The sequence below is a fragment of the Pseudomonas sp. RIT-PI-AD genome, assembly GCF_025642785.1.
GTDB lineage: Bacteria > Pseudomonadota > Gammaproteobacteria > Pseudomonadales > Pseudomonadaceae > Pseudomonas_T.
The window spans coordinates 1-22,744 of the sequence record NZ_JANZKU010000005.1 but is presented as its reverse complement, the minus strand read 5'-3'; the positions used below and the strand labels follow the sequence as shown (position 1 = coordinate 22,744).

The 22,744-nt window shown below is 69.3% G+C and carries 21 protein-coding genes; 14 read left to right on the top strand and 7 right to left on the bottom strand.

What is annotated here, in order from left to right; all coding sequences use genetic code 11:
- Positions 1 to 293 precede the first annotated feature (293 nt).
- On the bottom strand, positions 294 to 1,196 hold the full coding sequence (locus OGL92_RS05840; RefSeq protein WP_263141596.1) for a LysR family transcriptional regulator: 903 nt from the start codon (positions 1,194 to 1,196) through the stop codon (positions 294 to 296).
- Between the two features lie 136 nt (positions 1,197 to 1,332).
- Between OGL92_RS05840 and OGL92_RS05835 the strand changes: the two genes are divergently transcribed.
- The 7 genes from OGL92_RS05835 (at position 1,333) to OGL92_RS05805 (ending at position 10,738) form a co-directional block, all read left to right on the top strand.
- Positions 1,333 to 1,788, top strand: coding sequence for a universal stress protein (locus OGL92_RS05835; RefSeq protein ID WP_263141595.1), 456 nt, complete (start codon positions 1,333 to 1,335; stop codon positions 1,786 to 1,788).
- Positions 1,789 to 2,101: 313 nt separating this feature from the next.
- Positions 2,102 to 5,266 (top strand): PAS domain S-box protein, encoded by a 3,165-nt coding sequence (locus tag OGL92_RS05830; protein ID WP_263141593.1) that lies wholly within the window; start codon positions 2,102 to 2,104, stop codon positions 5,264 to 5,266.
- 264 nt (positions 5,267 to 5,530) lie between these two features.
- Complete coding sequence (locus tag OGL92_RS05825; protein WP_263141590.1) at positions 5,531 to 5,794, top strand: LysR substrate-binding domain-containing protein; 264 nt, start codon at positions 5,531 to 5,533, stop codon at positions 5,792 to 5,794.
- A gap of 203 nt (positions 5,795 to 5,997) precedes the next feature.
- The gene (locus OGL92_RS05820) at positions 5,998 to 7,509 is read left to right on the top strand and encodes a CoA-acylating methylmalonate-semialdehyde dehydrogenase (protein WP_263141588.1); all 1,512 of its coding nucleotides are present in this window, start codon (positions 5,998 to 6,000) and stop codon (positions 7,507 to 7,509) included.
- 100 nt (positions 7,510 to 7,609) lie between these two features.
- Entirely contained in the window at positions 7,610 to 8,506 is an 897-nt protein-coding gene (gene mmsB, locus OGL92_RS05815; protein WP_263141586.1) for a 3-hydroxyisobutyrate dehydrogenase, read from the top strand.
- Positions 8,503 to 9,561: an enoyl-CoA hydratase/isomerase family protein gene (locus tag OGL92_RS05810; protein ID WP_263141585.1), complete on the top strand. Its 1,059-nt coding sequence runs from the start codon at positions 8,503 to 8,505 to the stop codon at positions 9,559 to 9,561. The genes mmsB and OGL92_RS05810 overlap by 4 nt, the downstream gene beginning before the upstream one ends.
- 25 nt (positions 9,562 to 9,586) lie before the next feature.
- Positions 9,587 to 10,738, top strand: coding sequence for an acyl-CoA dehydrogenase family protein (locus OGL92_RS05805; protein ID WP_263141582.1), 1,152 nt, complete (start codon positions 9,587 to 9,589; stop codon positions 10,736 to 10,738).
- Positions 10,739 to 10,770: 32 nt separating this feature from the next.
- On the opposite strand, the gene OGL92_RS05800 is transcribed toward OGL92_RS05805, so the two are convergent.
- The gene (locus OGL92_RS05800; RefSeq protein ID WP_263141580.1) at positions 10,771 to 11,667 is read right to left on the bottom strand and encodes a LysR family transcriptional regulator; all 897 of its coding nucleotides are present in this window, start codon (positions 11,665 to 11,667) and stop codon (positions 10,771 to 10,773) included.
- A 312-nt stretch (positions 11,668 to 11,979) separates the two neighbouring features.
- Entirely contained in the window at positions 11,980 to 12,651 is a 672-nt protein-coding gene (locus OGL92_RS05795) for a TetR/AcrR family transcriptional regulator (RefSeq protein ID WP_263141578.1), read from the bottom strand.
- Between the two features lie 118 nt (positions 12,652 to 12,769).
- On the opposite strand from OGL92_RS05795, the gene OGL92_RS05790 reads away from it, so the two are divergent.
- The 5 genes from OGL92_RS05790 to OGL92_RS05770 all read left to right on the top strand — a co-directional run bounded on the left by OGL92_RS05790 (position 12,770) and on the right by OGL92_RS05770 (position 17,507).
- The gene (locus tag OGL92_RS05790; protein WP_263141576.1) at positions 12,770 to 13,906 is read left to right on the top strand and encodes an ABC transporter permease; all 1,137 of its coding nucleotides are present in this window, start codon (positions 12,770 to 12,772) and stop codon (positions 13,904 to 13,906) included.
- Positions 13,903 to 14,697, top strand: a complete 795-nt coding sequence (locus tag OGL92_RS05785) for an ATP-binding cassette domain-containing protein (protein WP_263141573.1) — start codon at positions 13,903 to 13,905, stop codon at positions 14,695 to 14,697. Before OGL92_RS05790 ends, OGL92_RS05785 begins: the two co-directional genes overlap by 4 nt.
- Entirely contained in the window at positions 14,697 to 15,632 is a 936-nt protein-coding gene (locus OGL92_RS05780) for an MlaD family protein (protein WP_263141571.1), read from the top strand. Before OGL92_RS05785 ends, OGL92_RS05780 begins: the two co-directional genes overlap by 1 nt.
- On the top strand, positions 15,629 to 16,270 hold the full coding sequence (locus tag OGL92_RS05775; protein WP_263141569.1) for an ABC-type transport auxiliary lipoprotein family protein: 642 nt from the start codon (positions 15,629 to 15,631) through the stop codon (positions 16,268 to 16,270). The genes OGL92_RS05780 and OGL92_RS05775 overlap by 4 nt, the downstream gene beginning before the upstream one ends.
- 163 nt (positions 16,271 to 16,433) lie before the next feature.
- Positions 16,434 to 17,507 carry an NAD(P)-dependent alcohol dehydrogenase gene (locus tag OGL92_RS05770; protein WP_263141566.1) on the top strand — a complete coding sequence of 358 codons (1,074 nt, stop codon included), beginning with the start codon at positions 16,434 to 16,436 and terminating at the stop codon, positions 17,505 to 17,507.
- A gap of 101 nt (positions 17,508 to 17,608) precedes the next feature.
- Here OGL92_RS05770 and OGL92_RS05765 read toward each other — a convergent pair whose 3' ends face one another.
- Positions 17,609 to 18,445, bottom strand: a complete 837-nt coding sequence (locus OGL92_RS05765; protein WP_263141563.1) for a hypothetical protein — start codon at positions 18,443 to 18,445, stop codon at positions 17,609 to 17,611.
- Between OGL92_RS05765 and OGL92_RS05760 the strand changes: the two genes are divergently transcribed.
- The gene (locus OGL92_RS05760; RefSeq protein ID WP_263141560.1) at positions 18,444 to 18,572 is read left to right on the top strand and encodes a hypothetical protein; all 129 of its coding nucleotides are present in this window, start codon (positions 18,444 to 18,446) and stop codon (positions 18,570 to 18,572) included. The genes OGL92_RS05765 and OGL92_RS05760 overlap by 2 nt on opposite strands.
- A gap of 226 nt (positions 18,573 to 18,798) precedes the next feature.
- Here the strand turns inward: OGL92_RS05760 and OGL92_RS05755 are convergent, their stop codons facing one another.
- The 3 genes from OGL92_RS05755 to OGL92_RS05745 all read right to left on the bottom strand — a co-directional run bounded on the left by OGL92_RS05755 (position 18,799) and on the right by OGL92_RS05745 (position 21,784).
- Entirely contained in the window at positions 18,799 to 19,884 is a 1,086-nt protein-coding gene (locus tag OGL92_RS05755) for a sigma-54 dependent transcriptional regulator (protein ID WP_263141557.1), read from the bottom strand.
- Between the two features lie 255 nt (positions 19,885 to 20,139).
- A complete protein-coding gene (locus tag OGL92_RS05750) occupies positions 20,140 to 20,757 on the bottom strand; it encodes a hemolysin III family protein (RefSeq protein WP_263141554.1) in 618 nt (205 codons plus the stop codon).
- Between the two features lie 163 nt (positions 20,758 to 20,920).
- Positions 20,921 to 21,784, bottom strand: coding sequence for an exodeoxyribonuclease III (locus OGL92_RS05745; protein WP_263141551.1), 864 nt, complete (start codon positions 21,782 to 21,784; stop codon positions 20,921 to 20,923).
- Between the two features lie 253 nt (positions 21,785 to 22,037).
- Here OGL92_RS05745 and OGL92_RS05740 point away from each other — a divergent pair, with 253 nt between their 5' ends.
- Positions 22,038 to 22,724 carry a hypothetical protein gene (locus tag OGL92_RS05740; RefSeq protein ID WP_263141548.1) on the top strand — a complete coding sequence of 229 codons (687 nt, stop codon included), beginning with the start codon at positions 22,038 to 22,040 and terminating at the stop codon, positions 22,722 to 22,724.
- Positions 22,725 to 22,744: the final 20 nt, after the last annotated feature.

Sequence of the window (22,744 nt, the reverse complement as noted above, 5' to 3'; positions counted from 1 at the left end):
AGGCGGCGACGCTCATGGGCGGCGCCTGCGAGGGCTGCGAAAGGATGGGGTAGGCATGAAGAACTGCTCCGGAAGGATCGACCCGGGCAGTCTAGGGAGGGCGAATGCCTATAAAAATTGATAAATGGCTAATACTGAATTGCGCCGCACGCACCTATTCAGATACCCCGGCGCCAGCCGCGAAGGCCAGCCGGGCCAAGGAAGGCATGGCGCACCGCCGGCCAGGCGGGATGAAGGCCGTCCGTTCGGAAGCGGTACCGAATGCACCCGCCCTCGCCCGGACGATCCGCGCCTCAGAGGCCTTCGCAGGTCTGCTTGATCATCCGCCGCAGCCAGCGATGGGCATGGTCGTGGTCCAGCCGCGGGTGCCAGGCCTGCACGACGGTGACCGGCTCCAGCGGGATCGGCAGGTCGAAGGCCCGCAGGCGCAGGCCCAGCCGCCCGAGGTTGTCCAGCATGGGCCGGGGCATCAGCGGCAGAATGAGATCGGAACCGGCCAGGGCGAAGATCGCCGAATGGAAGTTGGCGGTGACCAGCGCCACGTGCCGGCTCAGGCCCCGCTCCGCCAGCAGCGCGTCTATCGGCCCCTGGGCGCGCCCACGGCGGGACACGCTGATGTGGTCGAAGGCGACGAAGCGCGACGGGTCGATGTCGTCGGCGAAGATCGGATGAGCCTCCCGCGCCAGGCCGACGAAGGCGGTGCTGAACAGCGTCTGCACCTTGATATCGGCGCCGAAGTGGCGGGTCGAGCCGATGTTCAGGTCGATGCGCCCTTCGCGCAGGGCGTCGTCGTCGGTATCGCCCTCCGGCACGAAACGCAGCACCGTGCGTGGCGCGTGCCGGCGCAACTGCTCCAGCAACTGGCCGCTGTAGGCGCCGACGAACACGTCGTTGGCGCGCAGGCTGAAGGTGCGCTGCAGGGTGGCCAGGTCCACCTCGCGCCCGGAGGTGAACACCGCGTGGGCCTGCTCGACCACCCCGCGCACCTGCTCGCGCAGCTCCAGGGCCCTCGGCGTGGGCGTCAGGCCACGCCCGGAGCGCACCAGCACCGGGTCGCCGATCGCCTCGCGAATGCGCGTGAGGGTGCGGCTCATGGCGGGCGCGCTGAGATTCATCCGCCGCGCCGCGCCCACCACGCTGCCTTCCTCGAGAAGGATGTCCAGGGCCACCAGCAGGTTGAGATCGGGCAATTGCATGGGGCGCAAGCATAGCGCCCCGGCCACCGCGATCCCACCCGCTTGCCGTGCTCCCCCTGCACTCGGCGAATGCGCCGGGCGGCATTTATCGCCGTGCGCGTGGGTTCGAGAATGCGGCTTTCGACGAGGCCCCCTCATGTTCAAGCAGATTCTCCTGGCACTGGACGGCTCGCCCCAGTGCGAACGGGTCAGTGCCCTGGCCGGTACCCTCGCCCTTTCCGGCGACCTTTCCGGTGGGCGTTCGAGCCTGCACCTGGTCTGCGCGGTGGACGCCGCCTACGTCCTCGACAGCGACGACCCCGAGGCGCGCGGGGACTTCCCGGCGGCGGCCGCCCAGCAGACAGATGCCCAGGCCCTGATCGCCGCTCAGCTCGCGCACCTGCGCGGCCTTGGCCTGGTCGCCAGCGGCGCGGTGCTCGCCGGCGAGCCGGCCGCAGCGATCTGCGACGAGGCGGCTCGCCGCAACTGCGACCTGATCGTCATCGGCCATCGCCATCTTTCGCGGCTCGGCCGCCTGTTCGATCCCTCGATCGGCGCGCGCGTGCTGGACGCCGCGCCCTGCCCGGTGCTGGTGGAAGTCCGCGACGCCTGACCCGTTGCGCGCCCGCCCTCCCTTCGCCGTCGCGACGTCGACGCCTTCGCCCCACCGCCATTCCCCGTCCCTCGTCCGGCCCGGCCCTACGCCGCTCTCCCGCCGGAAAACGAAGCCCCGGCGCCGGATGACACCCGGCCATGGGCACGCCATACTCCGTCGCATCCAGATTTTCCAGATTCGCTCGACCCTCCTCCCTGTGTCCGGCAACCGCGCCCGTAGCCGGCCGGCACGCCCCTGGAGCGATCTACGAGCGCCAAGCGGCCGACCCCCATCGTGCCGGCCCGTCCATATCGAAGTAGGACAGCCCAGCATGTCTGAGACAGAACTCCAGCACCTGCGCCTGCGCGTGGCGGAACTGGAAACGGAAAATGCCCGTCTGCGCGGCAGCGGCGCCACCGACGCCCGCCGGCACCGGGCGATTTTCGACAGCGCGGTGGACTTCGCGATCATCGCCACCGACCGCGACGGCCTGGTCACCGACTGGAACAGCGGCGCCGAACGCATCCTCGGCTGGACCGCCCGGGAGATGCGCGGCGAGGCCGCCGACCGCTACTTCACCCCGGAAGACCGCGCCGCCGGCCGGGTCAGCACCGAGATGTACCAGGCCTTGCAGAGCGGCCGCGCCTACGACGAACGCTGGCACCTGAAGAAGGGCGGCGAACGCTTCTGGGCCAGCGGCGAGATGATGCCGCTGCGCGACGAGGACGGCCGCCACCTGGGGTTCATCAAGATCCTCCGCGACCAGACCCGCCAGCGGCAGGCGGCCGAAGCGCAGCGCGCGGACACCGAGTTCCTCCGCGGGGTGCTGGCCTCCTCCGGCGATTGCATCCAGGTGCTCGACCTCGACGGCAGCCTGATCTTCATGAGCGAAGGCGGCCAGCGTGCGATGCGGATCGAAGACCTCGACAGCCTGCTCGGTTCGCCCTGGGAGACCTTCTGGCAGGCCCAGAGCCTGGAGGCCGCGCGCAACGCCCTGGACGCCGCCCGGGCCGGCGGCGCCGGGCAGTTCCAGGGGCTCGCCAGCCCCTTCGGCGGCCTCGGCACCTGGTGGGACGTCCGCCTCACGCCGATCCTCGGCCCGGACGGTGCGCCGCAGAAAGTGCTCTCGGTCGCCCGCGACATCACCGCGACCCAGCAGGCCGAACAGGCGCTGCGCGAGGCCCAGAGCCTGAACACCCTGGTGCTCAATTCCAGCCGCGACTGCATCGTGGTGCTCGACCTCGACGGCCACGTGCAGATGATCAGCCCCGGCGGGGTCGAGGCGATGGAGTTCGACGACGAACAGAGCGCGCTCGGGATTCCCTGGCTGGAGGAATGGAAAGGCGCCGACCACCAGGCGGCGCTCGACGCCGTGGCCGAGGCCCGCGCCGGCGGGATCGGCCGCTTCCAGGGCGCCTGCCCGACCGCCAAGGGCAAGCCCAAATGGTGGGATCTGATGATCTCGCCGTTGCCCGGGCCCGACGGGCGCCCGCAGCGCCTGGTCTCGGTGGGCCGCGACATCACCGAGCGGACCCTGGCGGAAACCGCCCTGCGGGACAGCGAAGCGCGCCTCGCGGCGATCTTCGCGGAAGCCGCGGTGGGGCTTTCCGAGCGCTCCCTGGACGGCCGCTTCCTGCGCGCCAACGCGGAACTCTGCCGCCTGCTCGGCCGGGCGCCGTCGGAAGTGCTCAACGCCACCGCGTCCCAGGTCACCCACCCGGAAGACCTGCCGAAAAGCAGCGCGGCCTTCCAGCAGGTGCTGCATTCCGATCGCCCGGTGATCCTGCAGAAGCGTTACATCCGCCCGGATGGCGAAATGGTCTGGACCCACAGCAGCCTCAGCCGGCTCGACGACGAACAGGGCAGGCCGCGCTCGGTGCTCACGGTCACCGTCGACCTGACCGAGCGCATCGCCGCGGAAGAACGCCTGCGCGCCAGCGAGGCCAAGCTCCGCGAACTGAACGAGACCCTGGAACAACGCGTCGAGACCCGTACCCGCGAACGCGACCAGGTCTGGCAGACCTCGCCCGACATGCTCTGCACGGCCAACCTCGACGGCTATTTCATCAACCTCAATCCGGCGTGGGCGAAAACCCTCGGCTGGTCCGACGCGGAGATGAAGAACCAGCCGTTTTCCGAACTGCTGCATCCCGAGGACCTCGAACGCACCGCCCAGGCCATGCAGCAGCTGCGCCGGGAGCGCAGGGTGACCGCGTTCGAGAATCGCTACCGGCATCGTGACGGCGGCTACCGCTGGTTCTCCTGGAACGCGGTGCCGCGGGACGGGCTGGTCTACGCCACGGTGCGCGACGTGACGGCCATGAAGGAACAGGCCGAGGCCTTGCGCCTGGCCGAGGAACGCCTGCACCACAGCCAGAAGATGGAAGCCGTGGGGCAACTCACCGGCGGCCTGGCGCACGACTTCAACAACCTGCTGACCGGCATCATCGGCAGCCTCGACCTGCTGCGCACCCGCCTCGGCCAGGGTCGCATCGGCGATATCGAACGCTACGTCAGCGCGGCCCACGGCGCCGCCAATCGCGCCGCCGCCCTCACCCACCGGCTGCTGGCGTTCTCCCGCCGGCAGACCCTCGACCCGAAGCCGACTCAGGCGAACCGCCTGATCGCCGGCATGGAAGAGCTGATCCAGCGCACCGTGGGCCCCGCGGTACGGGTCGAAACCCGCGCGGCGGAGTCGCTGTGGACCACTCTCTGCGACCCCAACCAGTTGGAGAACGCACTGCTCAACCTGTGCATCAACGCGCGAGACGCCATGCCCAACGGCGGCCAGTTGATCATCGAAACGGCCAACGCCCGCCTCGACGAGGCGGAATTGCCCGCCGGCCCCTACGTGGCCATCTCGGTCAGCGACACCGGCAGCGGCATGAGCGCCGACGTGGCGGCGCGGGCCTTCGACCCCTTCTTCACCACCAAGCCCCTGGGCATGGGCACCGGGCTCGGCCTGTCGATGATCTATGGCTTCGCCAAGCAGTCCGGCGGCCAGGTCCGCATCCATTCGGAAGTGAACGTCGGCACCACGGTCTGCCTGTACCTGCCGCGGCACCTGGGGGAACCCGAGGAGGAAGTCGCCGAAGCGGAGTTCTCCCAGGCGCCCCGCGCCGAAGCCGGCGAAACCGTGCTGGTGGTGGACGACGAGTCGGCAGTGCGCATGCTGATCACCGAGGTGCTGGAAGAACTCGGCTATGCCGCCATCGAGGCGGGAGACGGCGCCGCCGGCCTGCAGGTGTTGCAATCAGACGTGCGCATCGACCTGCTGATCACCGATGTCGGCCTGCCCGGCGGAATGAACGGCCGGCAGATGGCGGACGCCGCGCGCCAGGCGCGGCCCGGGCTGAAGGTGTTGTTCATCACCGGCTACGCCGAGAGCGCGGTGGTCGGCAACGGCAACCTGGAACCGGGCATGCACGTGCTGACCAAGCCCTTCGCCCTGGAAATGCTCGCCACCCGGATCAAGAGCATCATCCGCACCGGCTGAACGCCGGCGGGCCGGCGGCGTGTGGCGGCGGCGTGTGGCGGCGACCACGGGCGTCGACGCGCCCAGGGACGGGCCGGCTCGGGCGGCCGCGCTCGCCGGCACTTCGTAGAACCGGCTCGGCAGGCTCATCCAGCGCGCAAAACGGCGTGCCCTCGCCCGATGTTCGCCTCGCACCTGCCTTCCACGACTTCCGTCGCCGCGGGAGGCCTCCCCAGCGGCGGCCAGCTCCAGGCATGGCGCCTGCGCGAATGCGAGGGCGACGCCTTGGCAGATTCCCGGCAACCTGACCTTCACCCACGTGGAAGCGCTGATCTGCGCCGCGACGGAGGGTCTGGGTTCGCCTGCCTGCCGGACTGCGCTATCCGCCGGCAACTGCGCGACGGCACCCTGCTGAAGGTGCCGGACGAGCGCCACGAGGTCGAAAGAAGGTTTTCCGTGCGTTGGCCCGGCAGCCGCCCCGCGTTGCCCAGGCTGCGGGTGTTCGCCGCGTTCCTCACCGAGCGCCTGTTGGCCGACGCCGTCGGCTGAGCCCGGCGCCGCCGGGCGGCGATCCGATGGCCCCGCCTGGGTCGTCCGCAAAGAGATGGAGTCGGGTCGAGCAGGCTCCTGTGGATTAATGCAGAGCCGCTATGCGCAAAGCCGCATTGATCAAAGCAAATTTGCATTGCTAGGATCGTCCCGATCGCTGCCCTGGACGCAGCCCCTACAACAACAATCGAGCAGGCCCCGCCATGCCCCACGCGAACGCCATCCCCACCGTCAAGTTGCTGATCGGTGGCGAATTGATCGAATCCAAGACCACGCAGTGGCGCGACGTGGTCAACCCGGCCACCCAGGAAGTCCTCGCCCGCGTGCCCTTCGCCACCGCGGAGGAAATGAACGCCGCCGTCGCCAGCGCCAAGGACGCCTTCAAGACCTGGCGCAAGACGCCCATCGGCACCCGCGCGCGGATCTTCCTCAAGTACCAGCAACTGATCCGGGAAAACTTCAAGGAACTGGCCGCGATTCTCACCGCCGAGCAGGGCAAGACCCTGCCGGATGCCGAGGGCGACGTGTTCCGCGGCCTGGAGGTGGTGGAGCACGCCGCCGGGATCGGCACCCTGCAACTGGGCGAACTGGCCAACAACGTCGCCAGCGGCGTCGACACCTACACGCTGATGCAGCCGCTGGGCGTGTGCGCCGGCATCACCCCGTTCAACTTCCCGGCGATGATCCCGCTGTGGATGTTCCCGATGGCCATCGCCACCGGCAACACCTTCGTGCTCAAGCCGTCCGAGCAGGACCCGATGGTGACCATGCGCCTGGTCGAGCTGGCCATGGAGGCCGGCATCCCGCCGGGCGTGCTCAACGTCATCCATGGCGGCGCCGAGGCGGTCAACCTGATCTGCGACCACCCCGACATCAAGGCGGTGTCCTTCGTCGGTTCGACCAAGGTCGGCACCCACGTCTACAACCGCGCCACCCAGAACGGCAAGCGCGCCCAATGCATGATGGGCGCGAAGAACCACGCCATCGTCCTGCCGGACGCCCACAAGCAGCAGACCCTGAACAACCTGCTCGGCGCCTCCTTCGGCGCGGCGGGCCAGCGCTGCATGGCGTTGCCGGTGGTGATCCTGGTGGGCGAAGCCCAGGCCTGGCTGCCCGAGCTGGTGGAAAAGGCCAAGACGCTCAAGGTCAACGCCGGCGTGGAAGCCGGCACCGACGTCGGCCCGGTGGTGTCCTGCGCGGCGCTGGATCGCATCGGCGGGCTGATCGCCAAGGGGCTCGAGGAAGGCGCCGAACTGGTGCTGGACGGCCGCGATCCGCAGGTGCAGGGCTACGCCAAGGGCAACTTCATCGGCCCGACCATCTTCTCCAAGGTCACGCCGGAGATGACCATCTACCGCGAAGAAATCTTCGGCCCGGTGCTGTGCGTGCTGCAGGCCGCGACCCTGGACGAGGCCATCGAGCTGATCAATGCCAACCCGAACGGCAACGGCACCGCCATCTTCACCCGCTCCGGCGCGGCGGCCCGGCACTTCCAGGAAGAGATCGACGTCGGCCAGGTCGGCATCAACGTGCCCATCCCGGTGCCGGTGCCGATCTTCTCCTTCTCCGGCTCGCGCGCCTCCAAGCTGGGCGACCTCGGCCCCTACGGCAAGCAAGTGGTGCTGTTCTATACCCAGACCAAGACCGTCACCCAGCGCTGGTTCGACGAGAACGATGTGGGCGGCGCGGTGAACACCACCATCACCCTGAAATGACCTCCCGGCGCCCGCCGGCGACGGCGGGCGCCGACCCATTCCCTCGCGCGGCGCGGCCCACCCGCGGCCCGCACGCCAACAGAACAAGAAGGACAAGGCCATGCATATCGGATTCCTCGGACTGGGCAACATGGGCGGCCCGATGGCCCAGAACCTGCTCAAGGCGGGCCACGAAGTCAGCGTGTTCGATCTCTCCGCCCCCGCCGTCGCCGCCCTGGTGAGCGCTGGCGCCCGCGACGCCGGCTCGGTGGCGGCCATCGCCAAGGCCGAGGTGGAAGTCATCATCACCATGCTGCCCGCCGCCGCCCACGTGAAGCAGGTCTACCTGGGCGAGGACGGCCTGCTCGCCGGGCTGCCGGCCGGCGTGCTGCTGATCGACTCCTCCACCATCGACCCGCTGAGCGCCCGCGAAGTCGCCAAGGCGGCCGCCGCCCGGGGCAACCCGATGCTCGACGCCCCGGTATCCGGGGGCACCCTCGGCGCCGCCGCCGGCACCCTGACCTTCATGGTCGGCGGCGCCAAGGCCGACTTCGAACGGGCCCAGCCGATCCTCGCCGCCATGGGCAAGAACATCGTCCACTGCGGCGATGCCGGCAACGGCCAGGTGGCGAAAGTGGCCAACAACATGCTGCTGGGCATCTCCATGATCGGCGTGGCCGAGGCCATGTCCCTGGGCGTGGCCCTGGGCATCGACGCCAAGGTACTGGCCGGCATCATCAACTCGTCCAGCGGGCGTTGCTGGAGCTCGGAGGTCAACAACCCCTTCCCCGGCGTGCTGGAGAACGCTCCGGCGTCCCGCGGCTACAGCGGCGGCTTCGGCACCGACCTGATGCTCAAGGACCTCGGCCTGGCCAGCGAAGCGGCCCGCCAGGTACGCCAGCCGGTGATCCTCGGCGCCCTGGCCCAGCAGCTCTATCAATCCTTCAGCCAGCAGGGCAACGGCGGCCTGGACTTCTCCGCGATCATCGAGCTGTACCGCCAGGGCGATCGCCCATGAGCGCCGTGGACGAAGCGCCGATCGGCGCCGAGCTGCGCCATCGCGTCGGCTACCTCACCCTGCAGCGCCCCGCCGGGCTGAACGCCCTGACCCTGGAGATGGTGCGGTTGCTGCACCGCCAGTTGAAAGCCTGGGCCGACGATCCCCAGGTGCTCGCCGTGGTCCTGCGCGGCGCCGGGGAAAAGGCCTTCTGCGCCGGCGGCGACATCCGCTCGCTGTACGACAGCCACAAGGCCGGCCGCGACGACCACCTGGTGTTCTTCGCGGAGGAATACGCCCTCGATCAATACATCCACGCCTACGCCAAGCCGGTCCTGGCGCTGATGGACGGCTTCGTCCTCGGCGGTGGCATGGGCCTGGTCCAGGGCGCCACCCTGCGGGTGGTCGGCGACCGGGTCAGGATGGGCATGCCGGAAACCGGCATCGGCTATTTCCCCGACGTCGGCGGCAGCTACTTCCTGCCGCGCCTGCCGGGGCACCTGGGCGTCTACCTGGGCCTGACCGGCCTCCAGCTCGGCGCCGCCGACGCGCTCTATGCGGGGCTGGCGGACCATCACCTGCCCAGCGCCGACTTCGCCGCCCTGGAGGCGCGCCTGGACGCCCTCGACTGGCAGCGCGCGCCGCTCGACAGCCTGCAGGATCTGCTGCGGGAAATGGCCGTCACGCGCCTTCCGGACGCACGCCTGGAAGCCCTGCAGGGCGCCATCGACCGCCACTTCGGCCAACCTGGCGTCGCCGAGATACGCGCGTCGCTGCAGGCGGAGACCGATCCCGAGCTGCGCGGCTGGGCCACGGAGACCCTCGTGCTGCTGGACCAGCGCTCGCCCCTGGCCCTGTCCGTCACCCACGAACTGCTGCGCCGCGGCCGCTCGCTGTCGCTGGCCGACTGCTTCCGCCTGGAAACCCATCTGGACCGGCAGTGGTTCGACCAAGGCGACATCATGGAGGGCGTGCGCGCCCTGATCATCGACAAGGACAAGCGACCGCGCTGGAACCCGCCGACCCTGGCCGAGGTGACGCCCGCGCGGGTCCAGGCGTTCTTCGCCGGTTTCTGAGCCCCTTTTTTTCAAGGAAACAGCGATGCACGACATCGAACTGAGCGAAGAACAACGCATGATCCGCGACATGGCGCGCGACTTCGCCCGCGCCGAGGTCGCGCCCAAGGCCCAGGCCTGGGAGAAGGCCGGCTGGATCGACGACGCCACCGTCGCCCACCTGGGCGAACTCGGCCTGCTCGGCATGGTGGTGCCGGAAGAATGGGGCGGCACCTACTTGGACTACGTGGCCTATGCCTTGGCGGTGGAGGAAATCTCAGCCGGCGACGGCGCCCTCGGCGCCTTGATGAGCATCCACAGCTCGGTCGGCTGCGCCCCCATCCTCAAGTACGGCAGCGACGAGCAGAAACGCGCCTGGCTGCCCGACCTGGCAGCCGGCAAGGTCATCGGGTGCTTCTGCCTCACCGAGCCCCAGGCCGGCTCGGAAGCCCATAACCTGCGCACCCGCGCGGTGCTGGAAAACGGCGAGTGGGTGCTCGACGGCGCCAAGCAGTTCGTCAGCAACGGCAAGCGTGCGCAGCTCGCCATCGTCTTTGCCGTCACCGACCCGGAGCTGGGCAAGAAAGGCCTCTCGGCCTTCCTGGTGCCCACCGACACCCCCGGCTTCGTGGTGGATCGCTCCGAACACAAGATGGGCATCAAGGCCTCGGATACCTGCGCGATCACCCTGGAAGGCTGCCGGATTCCCGAGGCCAACCTGCTCGGCCCGCGCGGCAAGGGCCTGGCCATTGCCTTGTCGAACCTGGAAGGCGGGCGCATCGGCATCGCCGCCCAGGCCCTGGGCATCGCCCGCGCGGCCTTCGAAGCCGCGCTGGGTTATGCCCGCGAGCGGGTCCAGTTCGGCAAGCCGATCCAGGAGCACCAGAGCGTGGCCAACATGCTCGCCGACATGCATACCCGGCTCAACGCCGCGCGCCTGCTGATCCTGCATGCCGCGCGCCTGCGCAGCGCCGGCCAGCCGTGCCTGTCGGAGGCCTCGCAAGCCAAGCTGTTCGCCTCGGAAATGGCCGAGTGGGTGTGCTCCAAGGCGCTGCAAATCCACGGCGGCTATGGCTACCTGGAGGACTACCCGGTGGAGAAATACTACCGCGACGCGCGGATCACCCAGATCTACGAGGGCTCCAGCGAGATCCAGCGCCTGCTGATCGCCCGCGAACTGCGCGACTACCCGCTGTAACGCGCGAAGGCCGCCCCCGGGCGGCCTTAGGTTCAGCGCCCTGCCCGACCGAGCATGACGTCCTGGTTGCGCGCGGCCACTTCCCGAAGGAAGTCCCAGCAGACGCGCATCCGTGCGATTTCCTTGTGCTCGGTGGGCATCAGCATCCAAAAGGTGCGGACGAACTCGATCTGGTCCACCAGCACTTCGCGCAGGCGCGGTTCCTTGCAGGCGGCGAACGCCGGCAGGATCGCCAGGCCAGCGCCCGCCGCCACCGCCTCCTGCTGGGCGAGGATGCTGGTGCTGCGCAATGCGCTCTGCCGCGGCCGGGCGATCTCGTCCAGATAAAGCAGCTCCTTGCTGTACAGCAGGTCCTCGATGTAACTGACGAACACGTGCTCGCGCAGGTCCTCACCGCTGCGGATCGGCGGATGGGCCTCCAGGTAGGTTTCCGAGGCATAGAGGCGCAGCACGTAGTCGGTCAGCTTGGTGATCAGATAAGGACCGCGCTCCGGGCGTTCCAGGGTGATCACGATGTCCGCCTCATGGCGCGCCAGGCGCACCGTGCGCGGCACCGCCAGCAGGTCCACGCCCAGGTGCGGGTAGCGTTGGGTCAGGTTCGCCAACTGGCCGGCCAGCATCACCGTGCCGTAGCCCTCGGTGGCGCCGATGCGCACCTGGCCGGACAGGGTGTCGGCGCTGCTGCTGGCCTGCTCGATGGACATCACCGCGCTTTCCATGGCCTCGGCCTGCACCAGCAGGACGCGACCCGCCTCGGAGAGGCGGTAGCCCGCCTTGGTGCGGATGAACAGTTGCCGGTCGAGCTTCTTCTCCAGCGCCTGTACCCGACGCGCCACCGTGGTGTGGTCGACGCCCAGGCGCCGCGCCGCGGCGGTCAGCTTGCCGGCGCGCGACAGTTCGAGAAAGAAGCGCAGGTTGTCCCAGTCCATGATCGGTCCAGCCAAGGGCGAAGAAACAGCCGGCGAGTGTATGCGTCGCGCCGCCGCTCGGGAACCCGCGGCCCGACGCTCGCCAGGGTCGGAACGCGAGCATCGCGTCGAGCGGCAAGGCCGGCAGGCGAAGGTCCGGCGCCGTCGGCCGTTCTCCGCGAGAGGCGCCGCCTGCGTCGATCCCAGGAGGGGTGCGGGCTTAGCGGCCGTTCGTTCCGGGCATCCAGGGCTCGGGGCCGCGGATGTCGACTCGCACGCCGGGTGGACGCCGCTCATGCCGCGCCATGCCCGGATGGCGGCCATGGCCTCCCGTCAAGGGTGACCGGGTTCGGACTCGATCGCCCTGACGTAGGCCAGCGCCGCCTGACGGGCCTGGGCCATCAGCGCCTCGCGGGTGGGCGACGGGAAATCCATCGCCAGTTGCAGGATGCCCTTGGGGATCGCGGTCAGCGCCAATGCATAGACCTGGCGCCGCTGTGCATCGACGGTGGGCAGGCGCACCGCCAGCACGGTGTCGAGCAACGCCCGGAAACCCGCCTCGATATGCGGGAACATCAGCGTCTGGTCGGGGCTGCCGCGGCCCATCTGCAACAGCGTGGGGTTGTACTCGATGTAGCGGAAGTAAGGCGTCAGCAGCCGCTCGACCCAGCCGGCGGCGTCCTGGGCCCGCCATTCCTCCCCGGGGACCCGCGCCAGTTCCGCGGTGATCGCCGCGAGCGCCCGCTCGTGGCGGTCGGCCAGCGCGCGCAGCAGCCCGTCGCGGTCGGCGAAGAAATGGTAGAGGGAGCCGATGGAAGCGCCGGCGCCCTTGGCTACGCTGTGCATGGTCACCCCGGCCAGGCCTTCGCGGGCCAGCAACTCGGCGGCCGCGTCCAGCACCGCCTCGACCCGGCTGAGCCCGCGGGCCTGGCGCGGCGGGCGCTGGGCGCAGCGCGCCGGATCGGCACGTTCGGCTTGCCCTGCCGGGAGATCCTTCTTACTCATCCGGTCACCTTCGCCTCCAGGCGAAAACTAGAACGAAGCGTCTATTTTGGGCATGATGGCCCACTCGCGGCTTCCCTACCCGGAAGCGTCCCATCGTCCCTCCTCGATCCGGAACGCCATGGCCCGCTCGCCCAACCCGCCCGCCAGTCTACAACTGCTCCGCGCCGAGGGAGCGGACCGGCTGCTCGTCAGCGGCGACTGGGTGCTGGAACACTATGTGCGCCTGGAGGCCGAGGTCGCCGCCCTGGCCGGGGGCTTGCCGGAGGACAGCGAAGTCGACCTGGAGGCACTCGGCCGCCTCGACACCGCCGGCGCCGCCCTGCTGGTGCGCCTGCTCGGCGAACGCCGGGCGCTGGCGCTGGACCGGCTGCCGCCGAAGAAGACCGCGTTGTTGCGCATGGTCACCCAGGCCCTGCACGAGCCCCCGCCAGCCGGCGCGCACGAGCACCCGGACAGCCGCTTCGCGCTGCTCGAACACATCGGCGTGGCCATGACCGAGGTGTGGAAAGGCGCCGTGGAGCTGCTCGGCTTCATCGGCCTGACCCTGCAGACCCTGCTGGCCAGCCTGCTCCGCCCGCGCCGTTGGCGCCTCACCTCGGTGGTCGCCCACCTCGAACAGACCGGCCTGGACGCCCTGCCCATCGTCGCCCTGCTGACCTTCATGGTCGGCGCCGTGGTGTCCTTTCTCGGCGCGACGGTGTTGCAGAGCTTCGGCGCGAGCATCTTCACGGTGAACCTGGTGGCCTTCGCCTTTCTTCGCGAATTCGGCGTGCTGCTCGCGGCGATCCTGATCGCCGGGCGCACCGCCAGCGCCTTCACCGCGCAGATCGGCTCGATGCGCGCCAACGAGGAAGTCGACGCCATCCGTACCCTCGGCCTGGACCCGGTGGAGCTGCTGGTGCTGCCGCGCTTGCTGGCGCTGCTGGTGGCGCTGCCGATCCTCACCTTCGTCGCCATGCTCAGCGGCATCCTCGGCGGGCTGACGGTCTGTGCGCTGTCCCTGGACATCTCGCCGGGCATGTTCCTCGGCATCCTGCACAGCGACGTCGAGGTCCGGCACTTCTTCGTCGGCTTGGCCAAGGCGCCGTTGTTCGCCTTCCTGATCGCGGTGATCGGCTGCCTGGAGGGTTTCAAGGTCAGCGGCAGCGCGCAATCCGTGGGCGAGCACACCACCTCCAGCGTGGTGAAGTCGATCTTCGTAGTGATCCTGCTGGATGCCCTGGCGGCGCTGTTCTGCATGGAGATGGGCTGGTGAAGCCGACGTCCGACCCGGTCATCGAAATCCGCGGCCTGAGCAACAGGTTCGGCCGCCAGGTGGTGCACGAGCACCTCGACCTGGACATCCACCGCGGCGAGATTCTCTCGGTGGTGGGCGGCTCGGGCAGCGGCAAGTCGGTGCTGCTGCGCACCATCGTCGGCCTCAACCGCCCCGCCGCCGGCAGCGTGCGGGTGTTCGGAGAAGACCTGCTGGCGCTGCCGGCGGAGCGCCGCTCGCGGCTGGAACGGCGCTTCGGCGTGCTGTTCCAGCAGGGCGCGCTGTTTTCCTCGCTGACCGTGATCGAGAACATCGCCCTGCCGCTGATCGAGCATGCCGGGCTGTCCCGCGCATCCGCCGAACGCCTGGCCGAGGTCAAGCTGGCCCTGGCCGGGTTGCCGGCGCTGGCCGGCGACAAGTACCCGGCCTCGCTGTCCGGCGGGATGATCAAGCGCGCCGCCCTGGCCCGCGCGCTGGCCCTGGACCCGGACATCCTGTTCCTCGACGAACCCACCGCCGGCCTCGACCCCATCGGCGCCGCGGCCTTCGACCAGTTGATCCTGACCCTGCGCGACGCCCTCGGCCTGAGCGTGTTCCTGGTGACCCACGACCTGGATACGCTCTATACCATCTCCGACCGGGTCGCCGTGCTGTCGCAGAAGCGCGTGCTGGTGGCGGACCGGCTGGACGTGGTGGCGCAGACCGACGACCCCTGGATTCGCGAATACTTCCACGGCCCCCGCGGACGCGCGGCCCGGCAAACGCACGAACACCCGCGGGAGGATGACTGATGGAAACCCGAGCCCATCATGTGTTGATTGGCCTGTTCACCCTGATCGCGGTGGCCGCCGCGCTGCTCTTCGCCTTCTGGCTGGGGCGCTCCAGCGAGGGCGACTACAAGGAATACGTGGTCCTGTTCAACGAGACGGTGAACGGCCTGTCCCAGGGTAGCCCGGTGCAGTACAGCGGCATCCGCATCGGCGATGTCGAGGACCTCGGCCTGGACCCCCACGACCCGCGCCGGGTGGTCGCCCACATCCGCGTGCGTGCCGACACGCCGATCAAGCGCGACACCCGCGCGCGGCTGTCCATCGCCGGCGTCACCGGCGCTTCGCGCATCCAGTTGAGCAGCGGCACCCCGGAGAGCCCGGAGCTGGTCGGCGAAAAAGGCCAGCCCCCGGTGATCGTCGCCGACCCCTCGCCGATTTCCCAGCTCATGGCCAACGGCGAGGACCTGCTGACCGGCGTGAGCCAGGCGCTGGCCAACGTCAACCGCATGCTCTCCGCGGAAAACGCCGAGCGCATCAGCCGGACCCTGGACAACCTGCAGCAGGCCACCGGGGTGATCGCCGACCAGCGCGACGAGATCCGCATGGCGGTGGGGCAACTGGCCAAGGTCAGCCAGCAGGCCAGCGGCACCCTCGAGCAGACCACCGCGCTCCTGCGCAACGTCAATGGCCTGGTGGACGACCAGGGTCGCAGCATCCTCCAGCGCGCTGACCACACCATGGCCTCGTTGCAGGAAAGCAGCCTGCGCCTGGACAAGATCCTGCAGACCAACAGCGATTCCCTGGCCAACGGCCTGCAAGGCCTGGGCGAACTGGGCCCGGCGATCCGCGAACTGCGCGATACCCTGGCTTCGTTGCGCCAGGTCACCCATGGACTCAACGAGAACCCGGTACGCTACCTGATGGGACGGGAAAACGCCGAGGAGTTCGAACCATGATCAGTACCCCCCTGACACGCCTCGGCTGCGCGCTCGCCGCAGCCGCTCTGCTCGGCGGCTGCAGCCTGCTATCCAAGCCTCAGCCTACGGTGATCTACCTGCTCCCCGGCGGCCAGTTCGCCGCGGCCAATCCCGCGCCCAGGGTCGACTGGTCGTTGCGCGTGACCCGGCCGAAGACCAATGCCGGCTCGGAAAGCGCGCGCATCGCCGTGGTGCCGGAGCCCGACCGCCTGAGCTTCTACAAGAACGCGCGCTGGAGCGACCCGGCCTCGGTGATGCTGCGCGACCGACTCATCGAGGCCTTGCGCGCCAGCGGACGCCTCGACCGCCTCAGCAGCGACGACGACAACCTGCGCGCCGACTACGTGCTCGGCGGCAACCTGCGCGGTTTCCAGAGCGAATACCGCGCTGGCGTGCCGGAAGCGCGGGTCAGCCTCGATGCGCAATTGATCGACGCGCGCAGCCGCGGCCTGCTGGCCAGCCGGCGCTTCGAGGTGCGCCGCGGCGCCAAGAGCAGCGCGGTGACGGACGTGGTGCAGGCCTTCGGCGAAGCCAGCGACGAGGTCGCTCGCCAGGTTCGCGACTGGGTCCTGCAACAAGCCCTGCCGGCCGCGCCGGCGGTGCCGACGCCGCGCTGATGGCGCCTTTCCCCGCCTGCCCGCTCGTCCTCTGGCGACGCCCAGCGCCGCGACGACGAAGACCCGGGCGGTGCGCCGGCTGACGCCGGGTATCGCTCGTAGCCGTCTCCCCCCGGACCGATGGGATCGCCCGATCCCCGCAACCCCTTATGGAGAACGCACCATGCCGAAAATGAAAGCCGCTGTCTTCGTCGAGAAGAACCGCATCGTCCTGGAAGACAAAGCCATCCCCGACGTGGGGCCGTTGGACGCGCTGATCCGCATCACCACCACCACCATCTGCGGCACCGACGTGCACATCCTCAAGGGCGAGTACCCGGTCGCCAAGGGCCTGACCGTCGGCCACGAGCCGGTGGGCATCATCGAGAAGCTCGGTTCCGCGGTGGCCGGCTTCAGCGAGGGCCAGCGGGTGATCGCCGGCGCCATCACCCCCAGCGGCCACAGCTTCGCCTGCCTCTGCGGCTGCGCCTCCCAGGACGGCGCCGGCAGCAAGCACGGCTTCACCGCCACCGGCGGCTGGAAGTTCGGCAACATCATCGACGGCTGCCAGGCCGAGTACGTGTTGGTGCCGGATGCCATGGCCAACCTCAGCCCGGTGCCGGACGGCCTCAGCGACGAAGAAGTGCTGATGTGCCCGGACATCATGTCCACCGGCTTCTCCGGCGCGGAAAGCGGCCAGGTGCAGATCGGCGATACCGTGGTGGTGTTCGCCCTGGGCCCCATCGGCCTCTGCGCGGTCGCCGGCGCCAAGCTCAAAGGCGCCACCACCATCATCGGCGTCGACACCGTGCCGGCGCGCCAGGAGGTGGCCCGCCAGCTCGGCGCCAGCCACATCGTCGACTTCAAGCAGGGCGATCCGGTGGCACAGATCATGGCGCTGACCGATGGCCGCGGGGTCGACGTGGCCATCGAGGCCCTCGGCAGCCAGGCCACCTTCGAAGCCTCGCTGCGGGTCCTGCGGCCGGGCGGCACGCTGTCCAGCCTGGGCGTCTACTCCACCGACCTGCGCATTCCGCTGGACGCCTTCGCCGCCGGGCTCGGCGACAAGAAGATCATCACCACCCTCTGCCCGGGCGGCAAGGAACGCATGCGCCGGCTGATGGAAGTGGTGGCCTCCGGCCGCGTCGACCTCAAGCCGCTGGTGACCCATCGCTACAAGCTGGACGACATCGAGGCCGCCTACGACCTCTTCGCCAACCAGCGCGACGGGGTGATGAAGGTCGCCATCACGCCCTGACTGGCCGGCCACCGTCGCGCGATTCGCGCGGCGGGAGGCCGCACCGTAACGGGCATACCCGGCGCCGTGGCGCGATGCAGCCAGGGCCGCAAGCTCGACCCTCAGGGGGCCGGGCTCAATTCCAGCACCCGGTCGCGTCCACCCTCGGCCAGCAGGTAGGTGCCGTCCGGTCGCGCCAGCAATTGCTGCGGCGCGCGCAGGTGCGACAGCACCAGGTTCAACCGACCCTGCTCGTCCAGCAACAGCAGACGCGCCAGGTGGGTGGAGTCTTCGCTGATCCACAGGCCGCGCGCGTCGCACAACAGTGAACTGGGCTCGCGCAGCCCGTCGACCAACACGGGGTCCGTGCCGTCGTCGGCGAGCACGCGGATCACGCCCCTGGCCTTCTCCGTGTAAAGCATCCGCCCGTCCGGGCAGCGCGCCAGGGATTCGGCCTCGTGCAGGCCCTCGCGCAGCACGCTCAGTTGGCCGCTCGACGGATCGTAGCGCAGCAGCCGGCCCTCGCCCTTGCGGTCCTCGAGGGCGTACAGGTACGGCCCCACCACCAGCAGCCCCTGCACGTTGGTGCCTTCGAACAGGCGCTGGACGCCGCCCTGGTAGAGCCAACCGACGGGACGTTTGCCGCCTTCCTGGCTGAAGGCAATGCCGCCGCGATACACCGCCATGCCGTCCGGCTTGTCCAGGCCGACGACCACCTCGCTGCGCGTGCCGTCGGCGGCGATGCGCAGGATCCGGCCGCTGCCTTCGCGGCCTTCCTCGGCCACCAGCAAGTCGCCCTGGGTATCCATCACCAGGGCGCTGGCCTTGGTGATTCCGCTATGGAGCACCCGGTAGCGCCAGGGGGCTTCGGCGCTGACCGGGTAGAAATGCTGCCAGCCCATGTAGCCCGCGCCCGCGAGGACCGCCGCCGCCATCAGGATGCCGAAGATGAGTCCCATGCGCGCCTGGATCGAGCGCGGCCAGGCAGGGGCTTTCGAGGTCGGAAAACGCTGGGGCATCGTGTTCGGGTCGCCGCAGAGGAGAAAGGAAAACCAGGCGCCCGCTGCGCCCGTTGCCGGGCGCTAACGCCTGGCGTGGCCGAAGGATGCCGGGTAACGCATCCCGCCGCAATCGATACGGTCATTCCCGGGTGCGCAGGGGAAAGCGTCGGGCGACGCCGGACGAGCCCAAGGTGAGAGGGCACGTAGCGTCCGCGTGCGCTGATGTGCGGTCCGAACCGGCCCTGTGGAAGACCGTCGGCGAGTGCGGGACGGCCCCAGGCCTTCCCCGTGGAGCGCCGCCGCCTCGCGATTCAGCGAACCGCGAGGCGCGTCAGGGACGCCGAGGGCTCCAGCTCGCCGATCTTCTCCAGGCGGGCGCGTACGATGTTGCGGCTGATGTTGAGCAGGCGCCCGGTCTGCAACTGGTTGCCGTGGCAGAACCGGTAGGCGGTGCGGAAGAGCGTTTCCTCGATGTGGTCGTACAGGTTCGGCAGGTTTTTCTCGAACAGCGCGATCAACGCCTGCTCCAGCGCCACCTCCGGCTGGGCACCGGTCTCCGCCGCCGGCCCACGCGCCGAGCCGGAGGCCGGGGTGCGCAGTTCCACCAGGTGCAAGTCGGCGGGCTGCACGCGCCGGTTGCGGCACACCAGCAGGGCATGGTGGATCGCGTTCTCCAGCTCGCGGATATTCCCCGGCCAGCCATGGCCGAGGAGCTTGTGCTCCGCCTCCGGGCTGAGGGTGGCGCGCTGGTAGCCCAGGCGCTGGCAGTGCTCTTCCAGGAAGAATTCGGCCAGCGGCAGGATATCGCCGAGGCGCTCGCGCAGGGGCGGCAGGCGGATGTTCGCCACGTGCAGGCGATAGAACAGGTCCTCGCGGAAATGCCCGGCGACCACGGCGTCGGCCAGGTTGACGTTGGTCGCCGCCACCAGGCGCACGTCGATGGGGATCGGCGTGCGCGAACCGAGCCGTACCACTTCGCGCTCCTGGAGCACCCGCAACAGCTTCACCTGCATGTTCAGCGGCAGGTCGCCGATCTCGTCGAGGAACAGCGTGCCGCCGTTCGCCGCCTCGAACCAACCGGCCTTGGTCGAGGTGGCGCCGGTGAAGGCGCCCTTCTCGTGCCCGAACAGTTCGCTTTCCACCAGGGATTCCGGGAAGGCCCCGCAATTGACCGCCACGAACGGGCGGTCGCCGCGCCGGCTGAGCCGGTGCAGGTGCCGCGCCACCAGTTCCTTGCCGGTACCGGTCTCCCCCACGATCAACGCGTTCGCCTCGCTGGGCGCCAGGCACTCGATGCGCTTGAGCAACTCCTGGGAAGCCGGGTCTTCGAAGACCAGAACCGTGGCGCGGACCGATTTGGTCAACTGGCGGGCGTGGGGATGGGTGAGCAACGACATGACAAGCTTCCTGGTAAGGGATGCCTGCATACTGCCGGAAGTGCTTTATAAGTTAAAAATCATCAATAAACATTTGGTTATTCGTTTTACGAATATATGAGCCGGGACCAGCCTTCCTTTTCGAGTCGGGCGAGCGCGGAATGGCCTGGACTGCCCGAGGGCGGCGGGGCTGGAGCCGGATCGGACATGGCGAACGGGTGCGTGGAGCAGCACCACGAAAGCACCGGAGAATATCCAGGCGACAGACCGCTCGCGCTACAGCACGTAAAACAGGATCGCCACGAAATGCAGCAGGCTCCCCGCCATCACGAACAGGTGCCAGATGCCGTGCCAGTGGCGGAAACGGCTGTCGTAGACGAAAAACACGATACCCACGGTGTAGAACACCCCACCGGCGGCGAGCCAGGTGAACCCGGCGCGGCCCAGGGTGGCGAGCAACGGTTGCACCGCCACCAGCACGATCCAGCCCATCACCGCGTAGAGGACGATCGACAGCACCCGCGCCTCGGAGCGCGGCTTGATCTCCTGCAACATGCCGACGATGGCCAGGCCCCAGACGGTGCCGAACAACGACCAGCCCCAGGGCCCGTGAAGGGTCACCAGGCAAAACGGGGTGTAGCTTCCGGCGATCAGCAAATAGATGGACAGGTGATCCAGCTTGCGCATGACCACCTTCGCCCGCCCACGCACGCTGTGATAGACCGTGGAGATGCTGTAGAGCAGCAGCAGGGTGAGGCCATAGATGGCCACGCTGACGATCTTCCAGGGGTTGCCGTCCAGGCTGGCCAACACCAGTAGCCAAACGGCACCGATGGCGGCCAGTACCGCACCGACCAGATGGGTCCAGGCGTTGAAGCGTTCTCCGTGATACATGGGTTCTTGTTCCTCGAACTGCCCGCACGACGAGGCGACCCCAAGGCTTATCGCCGAAAGCGCCCTTCGTCGCAACGCTTATCCGTAGCGACGAAGCCGATACGCGGACAGATTCCGGATTTCCGACAGGGCTCCCATCGCGAAGCCCTCGCGTTGGGCAGCCTCAACCCTCAGCCGCATCGCCGGGCTGCTTGCGGGGGCGCTTGGCCGGGGTCTTGCGGCGCGGCGCAGGCTGCGCTTCGGTGGCTTGGTCGAGCAGAATCCAGGTCGGCGCGTGGTCGCTGGCGTGGGGCAGATCGCGCACCCAGCGATCGACCCCGGCATCGCGCAGGCGCGGTGCCAAGTCGGCGCTGAGCAGCAGGTGGTCGATGCGCAGGCCGGAATCCTTCTGCCAGTGCTGGCGGAAGTAATCCCAGAAGGTGTAGAGGCGCGCGTCCGGGTGGCGGGCGCGCAGCGCATCGGTCCAGCCCTGCTCCAGCAGGCGCGCGTAGCAGGCGCGGCTCTCGGGTTGCAGCAGCGCGTCCTTCTGCCAGGAGCGCGGGTTGTAGATGTCCTCGTCGGTGGGCACCACGTTGTAGTCGCCGGCCAGCACCACCGGGTGGCCGCTGGCGTAGAGGCCGGCGGCATGCTCGATCAGCCGCTCGAACCAGGCCAGCTTGTAGTCGAACTTGGGCCCTGGCTGCGGATTGCCGTTGGGCAGGTACAGGCAGCCGACGATCACCCCGTGGGCGGCGGCCTCCAGGTAGCGGCTGTGGGTGTCGCCCTCGCCGCCCGGCAGACCGCGGCGGATTTCCAGGGGCTCCATGCCACGGGCGAGGATGGCGACGCCGTTCCACGACGCCTGGCCCTGCCAGATCGCCCCGTAGCCCGCCGCGCGGATGGCCTCGGCGGGAAAGGCCGCATCGGGCGCCTTCAACTCCTGCAGGCAGACCACGTCCGGCGTCTCGCGCGCCAGCCACTCGAGCAGCGCGGGAAGCCGGGAACGGATACCGTTGATGTTGAAGGTGGCGATTTTCAGGGTTTCCACGGCGACGACCTCCTGGGGCTACAGGGTTACGACTGGCGGGGACGCGGTGGGTTCGCCGGCACCGCCCGGCGGAGACGAGCGCCCCGGCCCGCGGGCGGAGACGCCCTTCCGTGACCTCGCTCCCAGCGCGCGAAGCCCGCCCCGGCAGGCGGAACGCGCATCGCGCGCCCAGGCCCTTTAGACTGCGCGGTTTCGGCCGCCCACCCGCGGTGGCCACCACGGGCGGCGACGCCCCTTATCGACAGGACTTCCGATGAAACGCTACGTATGGCTGGACAGGGCACCCATTCCGGGCGGCGACGGCGCCCTGTGCCTGTTCGAGTATGGCGAGGACTACGTGATCAAGATCGAGGGCGGCAAGGGCGGCCAGTTGATGAACACCCGCATGCACGGCTCCGAGGACGCCCTGGCGGAAATCCCCTGTAAGCGCCTCGCCGCGCGTCCTGGGGTCCGCGTCCTGATCGGTGGCCTCGGCATGGGCTTCACCCTCGCCTCCGCGCTGCGCCACCTGGGCGAGGACGCCGAGGTGCAGGTCGCCGAGCTGGTCCCCGGGGTGATCGAGTGGAACCGCGGCGCGCTGGGCGAGAAGTCCGGGCGGCCGCTGGACGATCCGCGCACCCGGGTACTCAACGTCGACGTCGCCGAACCCTTGAAGGCCGGGCCGAAGGGCTTCGACGCCATCCTGCTGGACGTCGACAACGGCCCGGAGGGCCTCACCCAGCAGAGCAACACCTGGCTCTATTCGGCCGCCGGCCTGGCCGCCTGCGCCCGGGCCCTGCGCCCCGGCGGCTACCTCGCCGTGTGGTCGGCCAGCGCCGACCGGGGATTCACCCTGAAGCTCGGCAAGGCCGGCTTCGCCGTGGAAGAGGTGCAGGTCTACGCCCACGGCAACCGCGGCACCCGCCATACCCTGTGGATCGGCACCCGGGCCGCCCGCTGAGCCGGCGCCTCGCGCTCGCC